The organism is Vibrio sp. GJ43-1 (assembly GCF_055808835.1).
This window is the reverse complement of sequence record NZ_CM147884.1, coordinates 2,687,528-2,705,254: the sequence shown is the minus strand read 5'-3', so window position 1 is coordinate 2,705,254 and position 17,727 is coordinate 2,687,528. Positions and strand designations below refer to the sequence as shown.

General features: G+C 44.8%; 8 protein-coding genes and 4 pseudogenes. 4 read left to right on the top strand and 8 right to left on the bottom strand.

Annotated elements, in window-relative coordinates; translation table 11 throughout:
- Positions 1-198 precede the first annotated feature (198 nt).
- On the bottom strand, positions 199-2,274 hold the full coding sequence (metG, locus tag AC0L66_RS12905) for a methionine--tRNA ligase (RefSeq protein WP_265675286.1): 2,076 nt from the start codon (positions 2,272-2,274) through the stop codon (positions 199-201).
- Positions 2,275-2,439: 165 nt separating this feature from the next.
- Here metG and apbC point away from each other — a divergent pair, with 165 nt between their 5' ends.
- The 3 genes and pseudogenes from apbC (at position 2,440) to AC0L66_RS12890 (ending at position 6,614) form a co-directional block, all read left to right on the top strand.
- A complete protein-coding gene (gene apbC / locus AC0L66_RS12900; RefSeq protein WP_473567586.1) occupies positions 2,440-3,516 on the top strand; it encodes an iron-sulfur cluster carrier protein ApbC in 1,077 nt (358 codons plus the stop codon).
- Positions 3,517-3,694: 178 nt separating this feature from the next.
- Positions 3,695-4,336, top strand: a complete 642-nt coding sequence (gene udk / locus AC0L66_RS12895; RefSeq protein ID WP_265675284.1) for a uridine kinase — start codon at positions 3,695-3,697, stop codon at positions 4,334-4,336.
- A gap of 158 nt (positions 4,337-4,494) precedes the next feature.
- A pseudogene (locus AC0L66_RS12890) lies at positions 4,495-6,614 on the top strand (AsmA family protein).
- A 112-nt stretch (positions 6,615-6,726) separates the two neighbouring features.
- On the opposite strand, the pseudogene AC0L66_RS12885 reads toward AC0L66_RS12890, so the two are convergent.
- The 5 genes and pseudogenes from AC0L66_RS12885 to AC0L66_RS12865 form a co-directional block, all read right to left on the bottom strand.
- Positions 6,727-7,940 (bottom strand): annotated as a pseudogene (locus AC0L66_RS12885) (NupC/NupG family nucleoside CNT transporter).
- Positions 7,941-8,244: 304 nt separating this feature from the next.
- Complete coding sequence (gene cobO, locus AC0L66_RS12880) at positions 8,245-8,853, bottom strand: cob(I)yrinic acid a,c-diamide adenosyltransferase (RefSeq protein WP_265675281.1); 609 nt, start codon at positions 8,851-8,853, stop codon at positions 8,245-8,247.
- Positions 8,854-9,026: 173 nt separating this feature from the next.
- Complete coding sequence (locus tag AC0L66_RS12875; protein WP_265675280.1) at positions 9,027-9,506, bottom strand: DUF2057 family protein; 480 nt, start codon at positions 9,504-9,506, stop codon at positions 9,027-9,029.
- 46 nt (positions 9,507-9,552) lie between these two features.
- Positions 9,553-10,701, bottom strand: a complete 1,149-nt coding sequence (locus AC0L66_RS12870) for a porin (protein ID WP_265675279.1) — start codon at positions 10,699-10,701, stop codon at positions 9,553-9,555.
- Positions 10,702-10,774: 73 nt separating this feature from the next.
- Positions 10,775-13,436: pseudogene (locus tag AC0L66_RS12865) on the bottom strand (beta-N-acetylhexosaminidase).
- 419 nt (positions 13,437-13,855) lie between these two features.
- On the opposite strand from AC0L66_RS12865, the gene AC0L66_RS12860 reads away from it, so the two are divergent.
- A complete protein-coding gene (locus AC0L66_RS12860; RefSeq protein WP_473567583.1) occupies positions 13,856-14,314 on the top strand; it encodes a low molecular weight protein-tyrosine-phosphatase in 459 nt (152 codons plus the stop codon).
- Between the two features lie 140 nt (positions 14,315-14,454).
- Here AC0L66_RS12860 and ansA read toward each other — a convergent pair.
- Both ansA and sppA read right to left on the bottom strand, forming a co-directional pair.
- Positions 14,455-15,469 (bottom strand): annotated as a pseudogene (ansA, locus tag AC0L66_RS12855) (asparaginase).
- A gap of 120 nt (positions 15,470-15,589) precedes the next feature.
- Complete coding sequence (sppA, locus tag AC0L66_RS12850) at positions 15,590-17,440, bottom strand: signal peptide peptidase SppA (protein WP_473569256.1); 1,851 nt, start codon at positions 17,438-17,440, stop codon at positions 15,590-15,592.
- Positions 17,441-17,727: the final 287 nt, after the last annotated feature.

Sequence of the window (17,727 nt, the reverse complement as noted above, 5' to 3'; positions counted from 1 at the left end):
GGTGTATCACTTAGTTAATGATTGCAATCGTAATGCCAAATTTTTTTGTCAACAAAATCAAATATTTATATTGCCCTTACTTCCAATCGGCCAAGGAGGCTGTATGCTTATGGTGCAGTTGCACTAAAACTGCTGACTTTGTCATATAAAAAAGCCAACTCGAAAGTTGGCTTTTTGTTTTTACGTGTTGAAGATGGCTTACATGACTCGCATACCCGGCTGTGCGCCTTCGTGCGGTTCTAGAATCCATAGGTCGCTGCCACCAGGGCCAGCCGCTAGAATCATGCCTTCAGACATACCAAATTTCATTTTACGTGGTTTTAGGTTAGCGACCATCACGGTTAGCTTCCCTTCCAGTTCTTCTGGTTTATACGCCGATTTAATACCAGAGAATACCTGACGAGTTTCGCCGCCAATATCCAATTGGAATTTAAGTAGCTTGTTTGCTTTTGGCACTTCTTCGCAAGAGATGATACGTGCAATTCGCATGTCGACTTTTGCAAAGTCATCGAATTCAATCTCTTCAGCGATTGGCTCTTTATCAAGTTCAGTTTGACTGGCTTGTTCTTTTTCCGCTTCCGCTTTTTCCTTTGCAGCCATTTCAATCGCTGCATCTTCTTTCGAGGCTTCTACCATGGCTTCAACCTTTTTCGGGTCAATGCGGTTGAATAAAGCTTTGAACTTAGTAATGTCATGAGCGGTCAACGGAGTTTCAATGCTCTCCCACGTTAACTCTTCATTTAAGAACGCTTCAGTTCTAGAAGCAAGTTCTGGCATCACTGGCTTCAAGTAGGCGATAAGCACTCGGAAAAGGTTGATACCAACAGAGCAGATATCTTGCAGCTCTTGGTCTTTACCTTCTTCTTTAGCGACTACCCATGGGGCTTTCTCATCGACATATTGGTTAGCTTTGTCAGCAAGAGCGGTGATTTCACGAATCGCGCGACCAAATTCACGAGACTCATAGAATGCTCCGATACGGTCAGCCGCTGCGACAAATTCGTTATAAAGCTCAGGTTCGGCAAAATTGTCAGATAGCTTGCCATCAAAACGCTTAGTGATGAAACCAGCATTACGAGATGCTAGGTTAACAATCTTGTTAACAACGTCAGCGTTAACGCGCTGGGTGAAGTCTTCAAGGTTAAGATCTAAGTCATCAATACGGCTGTTTAATTTGGCTGCATAGTAGTAACGCAAGCACTCAGGGTCCAAATGGTTAAGGTAAGTACTCGCCTTAACAAAGGTACCTTTTGATTTCGACATCTTTGCGCCATTTACGGTGACATAACCGTGAACAAACACATTATTTGGTTTACGGAAGCCGGAACCTTCAAGCATTGCAGGCCAGAATAGGCTGTGGAAATAAACAATATCTTTACCGATGAAGTGGTAAAGCTCAGTCGTGCTGTCTTTTTTCCAGTACTCATCGAAGTCTAGGTCGTCGCGCTTGTCACAAAGGTTTTTAAATGAACCCATGTAGCCGATAGGGGCATCAAGCCACACGTAGAAGAATTTATCTTTTTCGCCTGGGATTTCAAAACCAAAGTAAGGCGCATCACGAGAGATGTCCCATTGTTGCAAGCCAGACTCAAACCACTCCTGCATTTTGTTTGCAGTTTCGTTCTGTAGAGAGCCAGAACGTGTCCATTCTTTTAGCATGCTTTCGAATTGAGGCAGGTCAAAGAAGAAGTGCTCTGAGTCTTTCATTACAGGTGTGGCACCAGAGACTGCTGATTTCGGGTTAATCAGCTCTGTAGGGCTGTAGGTTTCGCCACAGTTGTCACAGTTGTCACCGTATTGGTCTTCAGACTTACACTTAGGGCACGTGCCTTTAACAAAACGATCCGGTAAGAACATTTCTTTTTCAGGATCGAACAGTTGAGAAATGGTACGGCTAGAAATAAACCCGTTTTTCTTAAGCTCTAGATAAATATGAGAAGCAAGCTCGCGGTTCTCGTCACTGTGCGTGCTGTGATAGTTATCAAAGCTAATGTCAAAGCCAGCGAAATCTTTTTGGTGCTCTTCGCTAACCGCTGCGATCATTTCTTCTGGCGAGATCCCCATCTGCTGAGCTTTCAGCATGATTGGTGTGCCGTGAGCGTCATCAGCACAAATGAAGTTAACTACGTTGCCACGTAGACGCTGATAGCGTACCCAGATGTCGGCTTGAATGTGTTCAAGCATGTGACCTAGGTGGATTGAGCCATTAGCGTACGGTAGCGCGCAGGTTACCAACAGTTTCCTTGCGGAAAGATTTCTCGGATCGGTTGCCATACTTAATTATCGCTTTCTTATTCAGTGTAAAATATTGGCTAATACTACATGATGCTCGTCGTGACTCCAAGGTATCCCGAGTCAATCCCCTTAACTTTTTTGGGGTTCTGGTTCTGGCAACTCAGTGCTAGTCTTACAGTAATAGCAAATACAAGGAACCCCCTAATGCGCACGTTTGAGTCGAAACAAGAATTTTGTCAATGGCTAGGAGAATTTACAGCGGATAATTTAAAAGTTGGCTGGAGCGAAGTGCCGGAAGTAGTAAAGGTGCTAGCGACAGGTGAGTTTATTATTACGCTGCCCTTTGCTAACCAAACACTTTTAAATGAGTTAGAAGCATGGATCAATACAGCGCAAGAAAGCCAACAGGTTGCGCCGTTCAATTTCTCAGTTTGTTGTTCAACTAAACCCCTAGTTACGACTGTGGCGGCTGAAGTAAAGGGCGTGAAGAATATTATCGCAGTGACGTCGGCAAAAGGTGGTGTAGGTAAATCAACGACGGCGGTCAATCTTGCGCTTGCCATTAGCAAGTTAGGGGCGAAAGTGGGGATTTTGGATGCCGATGTCTATGGGCCGTCGGTACCACTGATGCTTGGTAAAATGGATGCCCACCCTGAGGTTCGTGATGGCAAATGGATGCAACCCGTTGAAGCACACGGCATCTATACCCAGTCGATTGGTTATTTAATTAGTTCTGATGATGCAGCGATTTGGCGCGGTCCAATGGCATCAAAAGCTCTCGCACAGTTATTAAATGAAACAGAATGGCCTGAGTTGGATTATCTGGTCCTTGATATGCCACCAGGTACTGGTGACATTCAATTGACCCTGTCACAGCAAATTCCCGTGACGGCAGCATTAATCGTAACGACGCCTCAAGACTTAGCGTTAGCCGATGCCATAAAAGGGGTGGCGATGTTTGATAAAGTATCGGTGCCAGTGCTGGGCGTGATTGAAAACATGAGTTATCACATCTGTAGCCAGTGTGGCTCGAAAGAGCATATTTTTGGCTCTGGTGGCGCAGAATGGATGGCGTCCAAATTTGGTATTAATCTATTAGCTCAGGTGCCGCTGCATATTGATATTCGTGAGTCAGTGGATAATGGTGCGCCAACGGTAGTGGCCAGTCCTCAAGGTGAGCATGCCGCCATTTATCAAACGTTAGCTGAAAGAGTGTGCGCCGACCTTTATTGGAGCGGTCAAGCCAAACCTGATTCGATTCAATTTACCATGGTTGAGTAGCGTATTTCTAGGTGATTGCGGTAAGGGTGAAAAAAGTAATCGATTGCAAAGTGAAAATTGGTGACGAAAGGTAATATTGAACACCAAATAACTGCGCAATCGTCTAGTATCTAAGGGGTGAAATCCCTATAATTACCCGGTTTTGTCCTCACCACCATATATGTACTAGGTGCAAAGAATGTCTGATAATAATCAATGTGTCATCGTCGGTATCGCTGGCGCTTCTGCTTCTGGAAAAAGTCTCATTGCGAGCACTATCTATAACGAACTGCGCGAAAAAGTGGGCGATCATCAAATTGGTGTGATCACGGAAGATTGTTACTACAACGACCAAAGCCATCTGAGCATGGATGAGCGTGTTAAAACCAACTACGACCACCCAAGTGCGCTTGATCACGACTTATTGTGTGACCATCTAGAGGCGTTGATTCGCGGTGAAGCGGTTGAAGTGCCGGAATATAGCTATTCTGATCATACACGTACGAGCACAACGACGGCATTAACGCCGAAAAAAGTGATCATTCTTGAAGGTATCTTGCTGCTAACGGATCCAAGACTACGTAAGCTGATGCATGCGACTGTCTTTATGGATACACCGTTAGATATTTGCTTGTTGCGTCGTGTGACTCGTGATGTTGAAGAGCGTGGCCGTACAATGGAGTCTGTTCTACAACAATATCAAAAGACCGTTCGCCCTATGTTCATGCAGTTCATTGAACCGTCGAAGCAGTATGCCGATATTATCGTTCCTCGCGGTGGTAAAAACCGTATAGCGATCGACGTACTTAAGGCACATATTGCGAAGTTGCTTAGAGCGTAATTCTTACCGTCAGGCATTTGAATTCTTACGTTACGGTGTTGCAATTTGTTCTATACTGAATGGGTGTGCTCGTAACGTTTAAATTGCTTTATTTTTTAATAAATTAGTGGCACTTTATGTGCCACTTTTTGTTTTTTAGCCTTGCAAGGAAGTTGCCAATGAAAAAACTACTCCTTATTCTCGCCATTCCAATTTTGGTGATAATCGTCGCCATCACTGCACTGGTTGTGTTTGTTAATCCAAATCAGTTTAAACCAATGATCACTGAACAAGTTCAAACACAAACTGGACTTGAGTTGGAAATTAACGGTGACATCAGTTGGCAGTTCTTCCCGTCTCTTGGCTTTGAATTGGGCGAGACGAAACTAAAAAACCCGCAAGGCTTTAACAACCCAAACTTATTTAGCGTAACCCAAGTGGGTGTAAGTATTGCCGTGATGCCAATACTTGATAAGACATTAGAGATTGGTTCAGTAACATTAGATGGTGCGCAAGTGTACCTAGAGACGCTTGCCGACGGCCGCTCTAATTTAGATGCGATAACGGCAGCCAAAGAGGCGACGCCAGAAACCACCACTCAAGACGTGGCAACTCAAACACAAGATGTAAGTGCTACATCGGCTGATGGCTGGAAGATTTCTCTTTCTGGTGTGACGGTTTCCAATGCATTACTCGAAATTTCAGACGCCCAAACGGGAGCCTTGACTAAGCTTTATGATGTTGGTCTAACCGTCTCTGAGTTTGCCGCAGACCAATGGACGACGGCGAAATTTTCAGTCAAAGGTGCAATGGAAGCAAAAGGGCAAGCCGCAACTCAGCAGTTTACTGCCAACGGTACGGCAGATTTTACGTTAAGCCAAGACTTCAGTCGTTACGCGCTGAGAAATATTGAATTTGATGCCACTTTCAATGATGGTGTGAACAAGATTGATAGTGCTCAATTAAAACTTGATACGTTTGAATTTGATAAAGTGAATAACATTAGCTTTGCGCTTCAAGGTATCGTGGCGGACATGGCGTTGAATGCATCAGGTAGTACCGCATTTGAAATCGATAAAGCGATGACAAGGTTAACCTTGAATGCGTTAACACTGGATGCTGCGGTAGAGGGGGAAGCTTTGCCCCAGTCACCAATGAAAGTGGGTATGGCATCAAATTTAGAGTTTGATTTGAAGAAGCAATTTCTCGACTTTGTCTTGCAAAAGTTGACGGTGAATAACATTGCGTTGGATGGGAAAGCGACGGTTCAGCTTGCTGATATTCCTCAAGTGCGTTTTTCACTGCATAGCCCAAATATTGATCTAGACGAATTTTTAGGTCTGGCTCAGTCACAGGAAGCCGCTAAACAGGAAGATAAAACTGCAGCGGGCAGTGGTAGCGAAAAGCCTGCTAACGCGGTAGAAGTTGAGCCGGATCTTAGTGCCTTAAAAGGCTTGGATGTTAAAGGCTCAATTACCATCGATAAATTTAAAGCCGCCAATGCACACATGCAGGCAGTTAAGACGCAATTTTATGTTAACCGTGGTGTGGCGGAGTTAACATCATTTAGTTCAAACCTGTACCAGGGTTCGATTACTGCTAAAGCGAAGCTTGATGCGAGAAAGTCGCCTAACAAGCTATAGCGCAGTGAAAAAAATCAAAGGAGTGAAAGTTCAGCCTTTACTTAAAGACGTTGCGGGTAATGATAAGCTGGAAGGAACGGGTAATATTGATGTCAATATTACTCGGCAAAAGCTTAACTCAGACGGGCATTAAGAAAAATTTGAAGGGAACCATCAAGATCAACTTTGAAGATGGTGCGGTAAATGGCATCAACGTTGCTCAGATGATTCGTGATAATTACGCTCGATTTAAGGGGCAGTCACCAGATGGCAAACAAGGTCCTCAGAAAACGGACTTTAGTGCCATGACGGCAACATTAACTTTGAATAAGGGCGTGGTATCGACCAACAATATGAAGGCCGAGTCACCGCTATTACGTATTAATGGCGAAGGGTCGGCGAATTACATTGATGAGACGGTCGACTTTTTAGTTCGCACCTCTGTAGTCGGAACGTTAGAAGGACAAGGCGGACAAAGTATTACTGAACTGCGTGATGTCACTATTCCGATTAAAGTCACTGGTGCCTGGACACAACCGCAGTTTGCATTGGTCTTTGATGATGTGCTTAAGCAAAAAGCACAAAAAGAAGTGGAACGCGCGACAGAGCGTCTTGGCATCAAAGATGAAAAAACGAAGAAAGCCGTTGATGGTCTTCTGAAGGGGCTATTTAACTAGAGTGATAAGGCTAACCATACGCAGTATAGCGTTGAATGGTTATTAAAAAGCGGTGTCCTTGGACACCGCTTTTTGCTTCTGACAAGTGCTAGATTAACCAATTGCTAAGCATTTAGAGCGAAAAGAATATCCCAGCTAAACAAGCACTCATTAAGTTTGCAAGGGTACCTGCCAATACTGCTTTAAACCCTAAACTTGCCACATCAGAGCGACGCTCTGGCGACATGACACCAATGGAGCCCAGTTGAATGGCAATCGAGCCAATATTTGCGAAGCCGCAGAGCGCAAAAGTAATAATAATTTGGCTGTGTTCAGACAGTGTTGCTTGGTACTTAATAAAGTCGATGAACGCGACAAACTCATTCATGACCACTTTTTGACCAATAAATGAACCTAGCTAGCATCATCTCACTTTGGTCGACGCCAATCAGCCACGCAATGGGGGCAAACACGTACCCAAACAGCAGTTGCAAAGTAATGCCGTCGGCACCAAATAGCTCTGCGATCGATTCAATAGCGGCATTCGCCATTGCGACCACGCTGACAAATGCCACCAGCATTGTACCCACGGCAACGGCGACCTTAACGCCATTCATTGCACCAGATGCAAGCGCATCAATGACGTTGCTTTGATCGTCAGGTGTCTAAGTCTATTGATTGGTGGTCCGCTGGGGTGTGTTGTTCAGGAACAATGAGCTTCGCCATCATAAGAGAACCAGGTGCAGCCATAAAGCTGGCGGCAATCAGATATCGCAGTTCCACGCCTAGTCCGGCATAACCGCCTAATACACTGCCAGCAACCGACGCCATGCCACCTGCCATCACCGCGAATAGTTCTGAGCGAGTCATCGTCGCAAGAAATGGACGGATAAGTAACGGTGACTCACCTTGAGATAGGAAGATGTTACCTGTTGCGACCAGAGATTCGGCTTTGCTGGTACCTAAGAAGCGTTGGATAAGGCCCCCTAAAACACGAATCACGATTTGCATAATACCAAGGTAATACAAAGCGGAGATAAGGGCGCTGATCACAATGATAATTGGTAGAACGCGAACGGCAAAGATAAACCCTTCAGTGGCGAGATCACCAAATAAAAATTGGATACCCACGTCAGAGAAACTCAGGACTTTTGCTACGCCATTGCTCATCGCACCAAGGATGTGTTGACCAAAAGGGATGTACAAGACAAAAGCGGCAAACAGAACTTGCAGTAATAGTGCGCGTAGCACGGTATTCCAGTTAATTGCTTTTCGGTTCTCTGAGAAGATAAAACCAATAGCGATAAGGGAAGCGATGCCAAATAACCCGAAAAGGATAGCGGTCATAGTGGGTATACCTCACGAGCAGTGAGTGTAAACAGCATTGGAGAAGAAGACCAAGACGTTAGCGTCGAGGGTTGCGGAAACCAATCTTGACGATAGGAAAAGAAATATTTGACCATTTTTATACCTTTACAAGCTTTTAAAATTGCAGCTGGTCCAATTCCTTGGGGTCGTTCACAGTTCCTTGGTGACGGCTTGTATTGGTGTATAACTGACGCGAGTGCGCAGCAAACGGTGGGGCAGTATATAGAAAAAAATGAGACTTGCATCTCATTTTTGTGATGGGGAAGGCCGTTTGGTTAATTAATCACCAATCGACGCCTTTTAGTGCTTTAACGCCAGATTCAAAAGCGTGTTTGACATTCTTAACTTCAGAAACCGTATCAGCAAGTTCGATGAGAGTGCGGTGAGCGCCACGGCCCGTGATGATGACCGATTGCATCTTAGGGCGTTCGGTTAGCGCTTCAACCACTTCATCTAAGTCAATATAACCATAGCTGACCATGTAGGTGAGTTCGTCAAATAACACCACATCAATAGTGTCGTCTTTGAGCATACGTTTGCACTCTTGCCACACCAACTGTGCAGCAATCGTATCTGCTTCTTTATTTTGTGTTTCCCAGGTAAAGCCTGTCGCCATGACTTGAAACTCAACACCGAGTTTTTCTAGAAGGTTTCTCTCGCCGTTTGCCCATGTGCCTTTGATGAACTGCGCCACCGCAGCTTTTTTATCGTGACCTACTGCTCGAGCTACAGTGCCAAAGCCTGAGGTTGATTTGCCTTTACCATTGCCAGTAATGATAAGTAGTAGCCCTTTTTCTTCTTGGGCATTGGCAATTTTCTCATCAACATTTTCTTTAACTTTTTGTTGACGAGCTTTGTGTTTTAACTGTTTTTGTTCATCTGACAGTGACATGATTGATTCCCTTTATTAAGCGGCAGCTAACGTTTATTCCATGATAAAGGAATATGAAAAGAAAAAAACAAGAGAATAAATAGGGATATCGGCGCACGGTTAGGCTGGAATCACTTAAAAACTAATACCCACTGCAAAGTGGGTATTAGTTAAATTGAGCTCGTTGGCGTTTTTCATTGTTCTTGTTGCTTGCGGTTATATTCTTTAAGAATCCCGACGAAGTCTTCAAACCCGACAAAGCCCGTCGTCGCAATGGTGTCCGCGACAAAACGAATAGATGAGTTTTCTGTGTCTATGAACTCAAAATTGAGTTCTTGCTCAAAGGCTCGAGCATCGGCTTTATCTCTAAATAAAGGATAAGATAGCGTTGCGTTGGAAGAGGTTAATTCAAACGTTAACACGATCAAATTTGAACGATACTTTTCTTTCATCGTGTTGTAAGGGATCGGCTGCTCTAGTGTTAAAAGCAGTTGGTTTTCTGCTTGGTTTAAAATCAACTGATTATTGTCATTGAAAAACCCGTTTTCGACTGCTTCACCGTTGACGACGTGGACCACAATACCGCGCCCAAGTTCAAGAAGGTGTGTGGTTTCTTGTGCGTGTAAATTAAAGCACGTAAACAACAGAAGTAGGCTGCTAATTATTTTTTTCATGGTTACCTCATTAATAGGGAGGAAGACCTCCCTAAATATTCAGTGGTTAAAATACGTATTCGACACCAACCGATACTTCGTCGTACGAGTCTGACTTCCAACGACGATAAGATAAGTCCTGCGAGCCAGATACTGGCAGTTTGTTGTCACCCATTCTTACGTCTTTTGCTCGAAAATATAGGACGGCAGTTGGGTCAACGTAATACATAGTCTGGAAAGAAATTACATCGTCATCCGTTCCTGATAATGTCTGACCGTTGACGCTGAGTTCCTCATTTTTCGCGTAGCCAAGTTTGAACTGCCAATCTGAAATATCATACATAAATGCGGTTGAGAAGGCATTTTGCTTTTCTTTTCGCCCCGTATCGAGACCAGATGTAACCAACGCATCTTGCCAACGGTATTGGGTAAAGAATGAAATACCGTTGTCGAACCAGCCTTGTAAACTTGCAAGGTAGGTATTGTTGTCCCAAATACGACTATCAGAGGTCTTCGCGGGCGTGCTTCCCGGTTTTTCATAATTGACGGTTTCTTTGGTGTTGCGGTTAATTTCGTACGCACCAGAAATTAAGAAAGGCCCCGCTTTGTAGTGCGCTGCACTACCTTGCCACCACCCTTGGTCCGCGCCAGTCGCCGCTGCTTTTGTTCGGCCATAGCCCACGTCAACAGATGCGCCACGCCATTCAGGCGAGTCCCATCGGATGCTATTGGATGAGCGATCTTGAAATTTGGCACCGCCAATCATACCACCCCAGTCCCAAACATCGCCCATTCCCGGGTTAGCACCTGGCCAGTCGACAATTTCGTACATGGGTGTGAGCACTCGGCCCAAACGAATCTGCCCAAATGAGTCCCAGTCCTCAAAACCTACAAACGTGTCTCGCTCACCCAATCCGCCGCTAGCTTCATGATTTTTATAAGAAGGGTCGACGTAACCCGACTCGATTTGCCAGATAAATAGTGGCTTAAATTTAGCGAATTGTTTACTGCCACGAAAGCCGATACGACTTTCATTGTTGGTTTGAAACCCAGTTAAATTGGGGGAGTTCGCGTACTCCCGAAAGTGAGCTTGTAGGGCGATCTTACCGTACACCTCATATTTCATGCCTGCTTTAATAGCGTCAATATCGATGTTATCGGATGCGATTGCGCCTACTGAAACACAGGTCAGCATTGTTACTGCTAGCTTTTTCATTGTTGATTATCTTTTTTATAAGTTGTTGCCCAAAGTCATCTTTGGGCAACATTGATGGATAGGTGTTGAAATATTAGAGTTTTAGAATGGTGATTCTGCTGCTTCGCTGACCTTGGCGATCGATACTGCGTAGCCACACATCAGTATGAATAGTTGGTAGTGTATCGCTATCGTAATTCAGCCAATTTTGTCCTTGGTTTAGCGAGTACTGAAGTTGGATTCCAGGGAAAGCGCTGTTCATCTCTAATTTGCCGTTGTTTAGGGTTGCTCCTGGAACTGGAAGGCGGTATTGAATACCGACTTTTGCGAGCTTAGCTAACTCTCGTTGACCTAAGATGTTTGCAAAACGATTGAAGTCAGCAGCAAGCGCCTCTTTATTAACCCACTGTGTGTCTTGGGAGTATGTTCTACCGACGGTATACGGGGTTTCCCAGCTGCCTTTGTGCCATGCACGCTCAGCTGCTGCCAAAACGCGAGGGAAAACCATATATTCGTATTGGTCATCCGTTCTTACGGTCTCAGACCATAACTGAGCTGACATGCCATAAAACGCGGGCGCCTCGATTGTGCCTTTGCCTTCAAACCCATTGCCATCTCTATCAAGTGATGTCTCTGCATTTTGAGGTAGGTTTTCCGGCGCAAAAGAGAACATCTTACGAGTGTTGGTTGAGCGCGTTGCCCAGTAGTAGCCACGCTCTTTTGGATCGAATTCGTAAGGGAAATCCATATATAGGTAGTCAGGGTTAGAGATAATAACTTGGTAGCCTTTCTTAGCCCATTCGTACGCAGAGGCGGTGCCGCCCCAATACAAGGTATCCCAGAAATTAACTCGTGTTGTTTCTGTTGCAAAATCGCCTGAATCTGTTGCTGTTTTCAAGCCATCTTGCCACGCTTGAAATTGCCCTACACCTTTATCTTTGGCAATTTGCGCTACGTTTTTAGCAAAATAGCTAGGCAGCTCTTTAACGGACTTTAGAGCGGTATCGGCTAGCAGCTGTTGGCATTTTGGTGACTTTTCAAATGGGTGATGTTCATTACTAAGGTCGATCTCACCTTTTCCAGCCACCTTTTGATCGGCCTGACGGTCTTGGTGTCCACCGAGTAGTTTGATATTTTTCGCTTCATCACCACCGAAATGCCAAGTAGTTAATGGTACGCCAGCTTCACTGTGCATGGCTTGTACTTCAGATATCACTTTTGTGACGAAATGATGTGATGATGCTAAGCAGGGATTAATAAAGCTTTTTCGATCATAGAACTGCACCGTTGTGACGTTTGAGTCATCTTTTGGATCAATGAGGCGGTATTCTTCCGCAAGCTCTACCTTTCCTTGTGCTTTAAAGTCATTGTAACGAGCTTCCATGGCGACAACCGCAGCTCGGGCGTGAGCTGGCATGTCGATTTCGGGTATGACTTCAATATGACGAGCGGCAGCGTAGCGAAGGATTTCAATATAATCCGCGCGGCTAAAGTGACCCGATCCCATATTGTTGCTGTCCGGTCCAGAGCCGAGCTGTGGCAATAGGCATTCGGTTTCGGTTTTATCGAAGCAGCGTTTAGCACCAATATCGGTTAACTCCGGCAACCCAGGGATCTCTAAACGCCATCCTTCATCGTCAGTAAGATGTAAATGAAGTTTATTGAGTTTATAGGCGCTCATTTGGTCGAGCGTTTTGATAATAGCCTGCTTAGAGTGGAAATTACGGGCAACATCGACCATCACACCACGGTATTGATAACGGGGTGCATCGCTTATTTCTAAGTAAGGGATTTGGCTTGGGTCATCAAGATCGATCAGGGAAAATAGAGACTGCATAGCATAATACAAACACGGCGTCGTCATAGCCAAATACGTGAATACCATTTTCATTAATAGTCAGTTTATAGCCACCGCTTACTTGAATTTCTTTAGCAAGCGCCGTTTTATCCACTTCACCATACACACCAACACTGCCCGATTTTGATAGACCGAGTGCTAGAGCTCTTGACTCAATCGCGCTCAGTGTTGCTTGGTCTATTGGTAGCGACGTGAAATCAATACCAGCTCGTATATCAAGGCTTCCATTGCCTTCAATAAGTTGGTGAGGGGTCGGGATAATTTGTTGATTAACTGGCGTTAAAGATAAGTCAGCATTGTTTTGGTAACGAACTTCTGGCGTGACAAGTGTATTGTTGTCCGTCGATACACGTTTTAGTTTTTTCGCTTCAATCGGGGCAACAAATTGGCTCAAATCTTCCGTGTCCATTTGAGTGAGAACTTTAGGCGTTGCATTGTCAGCGCTAACAAACGCACGAGGCATGAAATCAGATTCAAATAGCTGCCAGTATTCACCGATAACAGGAATATCTAAACTCTCACCAGATTCGATGCCTTTGAATGAAGAGGTAGGTTTGATTTCGTAGAGATCGCCTGTAATACGTTGTATTGAGAACTGATCTGTATCCAGCTTTAAGATAATACGCACACTATGAATATAGAGTGACCAGTCTTTGGATTTAATGGCAGTACCGCCGTTGGTTAGGGTCATCGTACTTTGATTACAAAGCGCCCAATCCGCACCAAGCTCCTGGCAAGGTAATCCATTACTGTCGGTCAAGTTGCTATCGACTTGATATTGAATCGATAGGTTTTCCGATAGGGTATCGACAAGAGGCTGAGCGGCAAGGTGGCTCTGTGCTGAACTAGCAAAGCTAATGCTCATTAAAGCGATGGTAATCATACTGCGACGAGGCATGCTATCTCCAAGTTGGGGAATTAAGACGGCGCAAAAGTAACGGCTCACGGAACAGATTTAAATTGACTATTAATTTTGTGTGACATCAATCGTTGTTACAAAGTAAAAAAAATAACAAAACCTTTAATAACAATGATTTATTTGTTTGTGTCGTAAAAGTCACGCTAGATTTTCGTAAGTTTGGCGTAGTTCTCTGGGGTGGTTTTAGGTTTACTTAGGTTAGGGCGGGGCGCATTGAGAGGGTTTGGTAAGTTCTGATTTCTATGAGTGAAATAAATGTGACGTAGGTAGCAAAGCTGCGCGACGTTAAATTTTAAATTAGTGCTATTTTAACGATATTAACGAAAGGATTTTGTTCATAGAGTAAGCAGAATTTCCGGAGTAACCTATGGGTGCACTTTAAAATAAAGAGGAATGCTATGAAACCATCAATTCTAGTTGTATGCATGGGCAACATTTGTCGCTCTCCAACGGGGGAAGCGGTACTGAAAGCTTGTGCTAAAAGGCGAGGTATAGCGGTGGAAGTGGATTCTGCTGGCACGATTGGGTTTCATGAAGGCGCAGCGCCTGATTCAAGAGCAAAAGTAGCGGCTGAGGCGCGAGGTTATAGTTTCGCTGGTATGTCAGCGAGACAGGTCACCGATGAGGATTTTTATCACTTTGATATGATTTTAGCTGCTGATAAAGATAACCTCAGTGACTTAAAGCTAAGGTGTCCTAATCACCTTCAAAGCAAGGTTTCGCTTTTCTTGAGCCATGGCTGCACTGGTGAGACAGAGATACCTGATCCCTATTATGGTGGAGAGCAGGGCTTTGAACGGGTGTTAGATTTAATCGAAGAGGCGGCGGAGCGGGTATTGGATAAACTTGAAAAATAGAAACAGGGTGAATGAAGGTGCTGCTCACTCTAACTTGCGTATAGCTAACTTGCGTATAGCCAACTCGCGCATAGCGTGGTGAACAGCAACTCGATGTGTACTTGTTTGTGGTAGCGTGTTTGCTTGTAATTGTGCGTTGACTACTTACTCATTTCACCACGCAGAACTTCCGACATTTGCGTTTTGATCTGCTCATAAGACAAGTTTTGGCTTAATAAGTAATGCAGTTTGGCAAGTGCGGCCTCTGGCGTCATATCGTATCCGCTGATCACTCCAGAATCTGCTAGTGCACACCCTGTCGCGTAGCCGCCCATATTCACCTTACCTGCCAAGCATTGCGTTAAGTTGACGACGATGACGCCGCGTTCTGATGCTTCTTTTAAGTGCGCTAAAAGCGTCGGGTTTTGCGGCGCGTTACCCACACCAAACGTCAACAAGATCATGGCGTTTACTGGCTGGAGCAGTGTGTTTCGAATCACTTCATGTGAAATGCCAGGGTACATAGTGATCACACCGATAGGTTGGGGTGTGATGTCATGAACGCGGAACTCGCCGTCTGCAGGCTTATTGATTTCTACGCCATTACTTAGCTGAATATTGATCCCTGCTTCAAGTAAAGAAGGCAAGTTAGGCGAAGTAAACGCATTAAAACCGTCAGCGTGTGATTTCGTGCTACGGTTACCACGCATTAGCTGGTTGTTGAAGAATAGCGTCACTTCATTAATTGGGTAGTTGGCAGCAATATGCAGTGCATTCAGTAAGTTGGCTTGACCATCTGAACGAAGCTCTGCTAGAGGGATCTGTGAGCGTAGTAACGATGACTGGCTTACCAAGGTTTTCTAGCATAAATGACAGCGCTGACGCGGTATACGCCATGGTATCGGTGCCGTGCAGAATAACAAAGCCATCGTACTTGTCGTAATTGTCACGAATATCGTCAGCAATCTGCTGCCAATCCGCTGGTGTCATGTCTGAAGAGTCAATCAAAGGATCGTATTCATGGATGGTAAATTCAGGCATTTCTGAACGGTGAAATTCAGGCATGCTGGCTAATTGCTTTTCCATGAAGCCTGCGACTGGGATGTAACCATGGCTGGACTTTTTCATTCCGATGGTTCCGCCAGTATAGGCAATGTAGATGTGCTTTCTTGTCATGACAGACATTACTTTTATGATTTGGACAGGTAGCGGGATTATAGCGGAAACAAACAAAAGAGCCACCGAAATGGCGGCTCTTTACAGCTTAATTGAGTGGTTAAATCTACTTATTTAGTTCTATTCAACATTACAAGTTAAGCATAATACATAATGACCTTTCGGATCATTGAAGCTTTCCACTAGCGAGGCTTGTTGCTGAATTTGTGCAGCGGCTGGCTGTAAGCTAGCCGGGATCCAACTTGAGACATCGTAGCCAAGTGATACTTTCACTTGCTGCATCATTTCTTGCATAAATTGTTGAGCAGGACTAAGTGGCTCTTCAACCCAATACACATCATAGGTTTCTAAATTACCCAGCTCGGCTGCGACCGCGACCGCATCGTCAAAATCACCGATTTGGTCGATAAGACCACGGTCTAATGCGTCTTGCCCTGTCCAAACTCGACCTTGAGCAATGTTATCCACGCCGTCGACGGTCATGTCACGGTTATCGGCAACTAAGGTGATGAAGCGTTTATAACCATTCTCTATGCCCATTTGGAACGCGGCTGACGCGCCTTCGGTGAGCCCCGTGGTCACACCAACACCAGAAAATGGCGATGTCCCCACGCCATCGGTATTGATTCCGATGTTATTGAGTCCTTTTTCAAAGGTAGTAATGACACTAAAGATACCAATAGAGCCTGTGATCGTTGTTGGTTGTGCAATGATTTTGTCGGCACTCATTGAAATCCAGTAGCCACCAGAAGCGGCTAGGCTAGACATAGAGACAACAACGGGTTTGCCAGCCTGCTGTAGGGCCTCGACTTCGTTACGAATGACTTCTGAAGCAAAGGCGCTGCCACCAGGGCTATCCACTCGTAATACCACTGACTTCACTGTGTCGTCTTCTCTTGCTTGTTTAAGCAAGCCAGCAACGGTATCTCCGCCAACGGTTCCTCTAGGCTGTTCACCATCCATAATGGTTCCGCTCGCAACGACAACTGCGACGCTGTCTTGTGGCGCTTGAACATCAAACGGAATCGTCATTTGGTAGTCATAGTAGCCAATGGCATTAAAGCTGCCATCACCATCACTACCGAAGGCATCGATCATGGCTTGGTTAACTTGTTGCTTAGTGGCAAGTTCATCTACGAGACCAAGTTTTTTGGAAAGTGCTGCCAAATCACCATCGACCGACTTTAACTCGGCTAGGAAGGCATCCATTGTGGGCGTTAATACATTTGGAGCGAGTTCTCGGTTGGTCGCGACGTCGTCGACATACGCTTCCCACAACTGAGAAACCCAGCGAGTGGCTGACTCTTTTGCAGCGGGAGACATGTCGTCGCGTAAAAAGGGTTCAACGGCTGACTTGTAGGTACCTACACGGAAAACATGTGTGGTGACATCAAGTTTTTCAAGTAAGGTTTTATAGTACATAGAGTAAGCGCTATAACCTTTGATAAGAACTGCACCATCGGGGGCGAGGTAAACTTTATCGGCATAGCTGGCTAGGTAATATTGGCTCTGATTGTAAAACGATCCGTAGGCGAGTACGGGCTTACCTGTCGCTTTAAACTCGTTAATGGCTTTAGCGATGTAGCGCAATTTAGTTAGGCTAGTTTCAGGCATGTCGCGCAAAGAGAGAACCAGTCCAGTGACATGATCATCGGTAGAGGCATGTCGAATAGTATCGACAATATCAAATAACACGTTCTCTTTCGGCATGTCTTTGCCAAACAAGGAGCCAGTTACGGAGTCCATTGGATTGACGTAACTGCTTTGCTCGACGATAGGGCCAGCAATGTTAAGTACTAACGCAGACTCTTTTTTTACGGCTGGTGTACTGGAATCAACTTGCGTAAAGCCGAAGTACAGCATTGCAATGACGGCAAAGAAGATCAGGTTCACAATCGCTAATCTGGTAAAGTTAATGACTTTCCAGATCCCCTTGAAGATTAAACCAATAAAGCGCACTATTTTTTTCATCATCTCTCCACATCACACGAGGTGAGTGCTTGTATCCCTAAATATCAACTCTTAGTCTAGTGTTACGACCATGAATAAGCTGTATGAATATTGTAATTGTACGTGAATGTGACGACTTTCACCCAATCAAAACGCATCGTCATAAAAACTAAAGACTTATCATCATCGATGAAGTTCAAATAATCAAAAATTATTTTGCGCAATGTTGTAAAAATGTAAACGGCAGTTTGATTTATTAACCTCAGTGTAATAATCTGGTCAGACCACAATTATAAAAGCAAAGTGAA

Excerpts from the sequence above, each read along its gene's own strand:
- udk (WP_265675284.1), top strand. The coding sequence starts at position 3,695 with ATGTCTGATAATAATCAATGTGTCATCGTCGGTATCGCTGGCGCTTCT.
- metG (WP_265675286.1), bottom strand. The coding sequence starts at position 2,274 with ATGGCAACCGATCCGAGAAATCTTTCCGCAAGGAAACTGTTGGTAACC.
- cobO (WP_265675281.1), bottom strand. The coding sequence starts at position 8,853 with ATGTCACTGTCAGATGAACAAAAACAGTTAAAACACAAAGCTCGTCAA.
- AC0L66_RS12875 (WP_265675280.1), bottom strand. The coding sequence starts at position 9,506 with ATGAAAAAAATAATTAGCAGCCTACTTCTGTTGTTTACGTGCTTTAAT.
- AC0L66_RS12860 (WP_473567583.1), top strand. The coding sequence starts at position 13,856 with ATGAAACCATCAATTCTAGTTGTATGCATGGGCAACATTTGTCGCTCT.
- AC0L66_RS12870 (WP_265675279.1), bottom strand. The coding sequence starts at position 10,701 with ATGAAAAAGCTAGCAGTAACAATGCTGACCTGTGTTTCAGTAGGCGCA.
- apbC (WP_473567586.1), top strand. The coding sequence starts at position 2,440 with ATGCGCACGTTTGAGTCGAAACAAGAATTTTGTCAATGGCTAGGAGAA.
- sppA (WP_473569256.1), bottom strand. The coding sequence starts at position 17,440 with ATGAAAAAAATAGTGCGCTTTATTGGTTTAATCTTCAAGGGGATCTGG.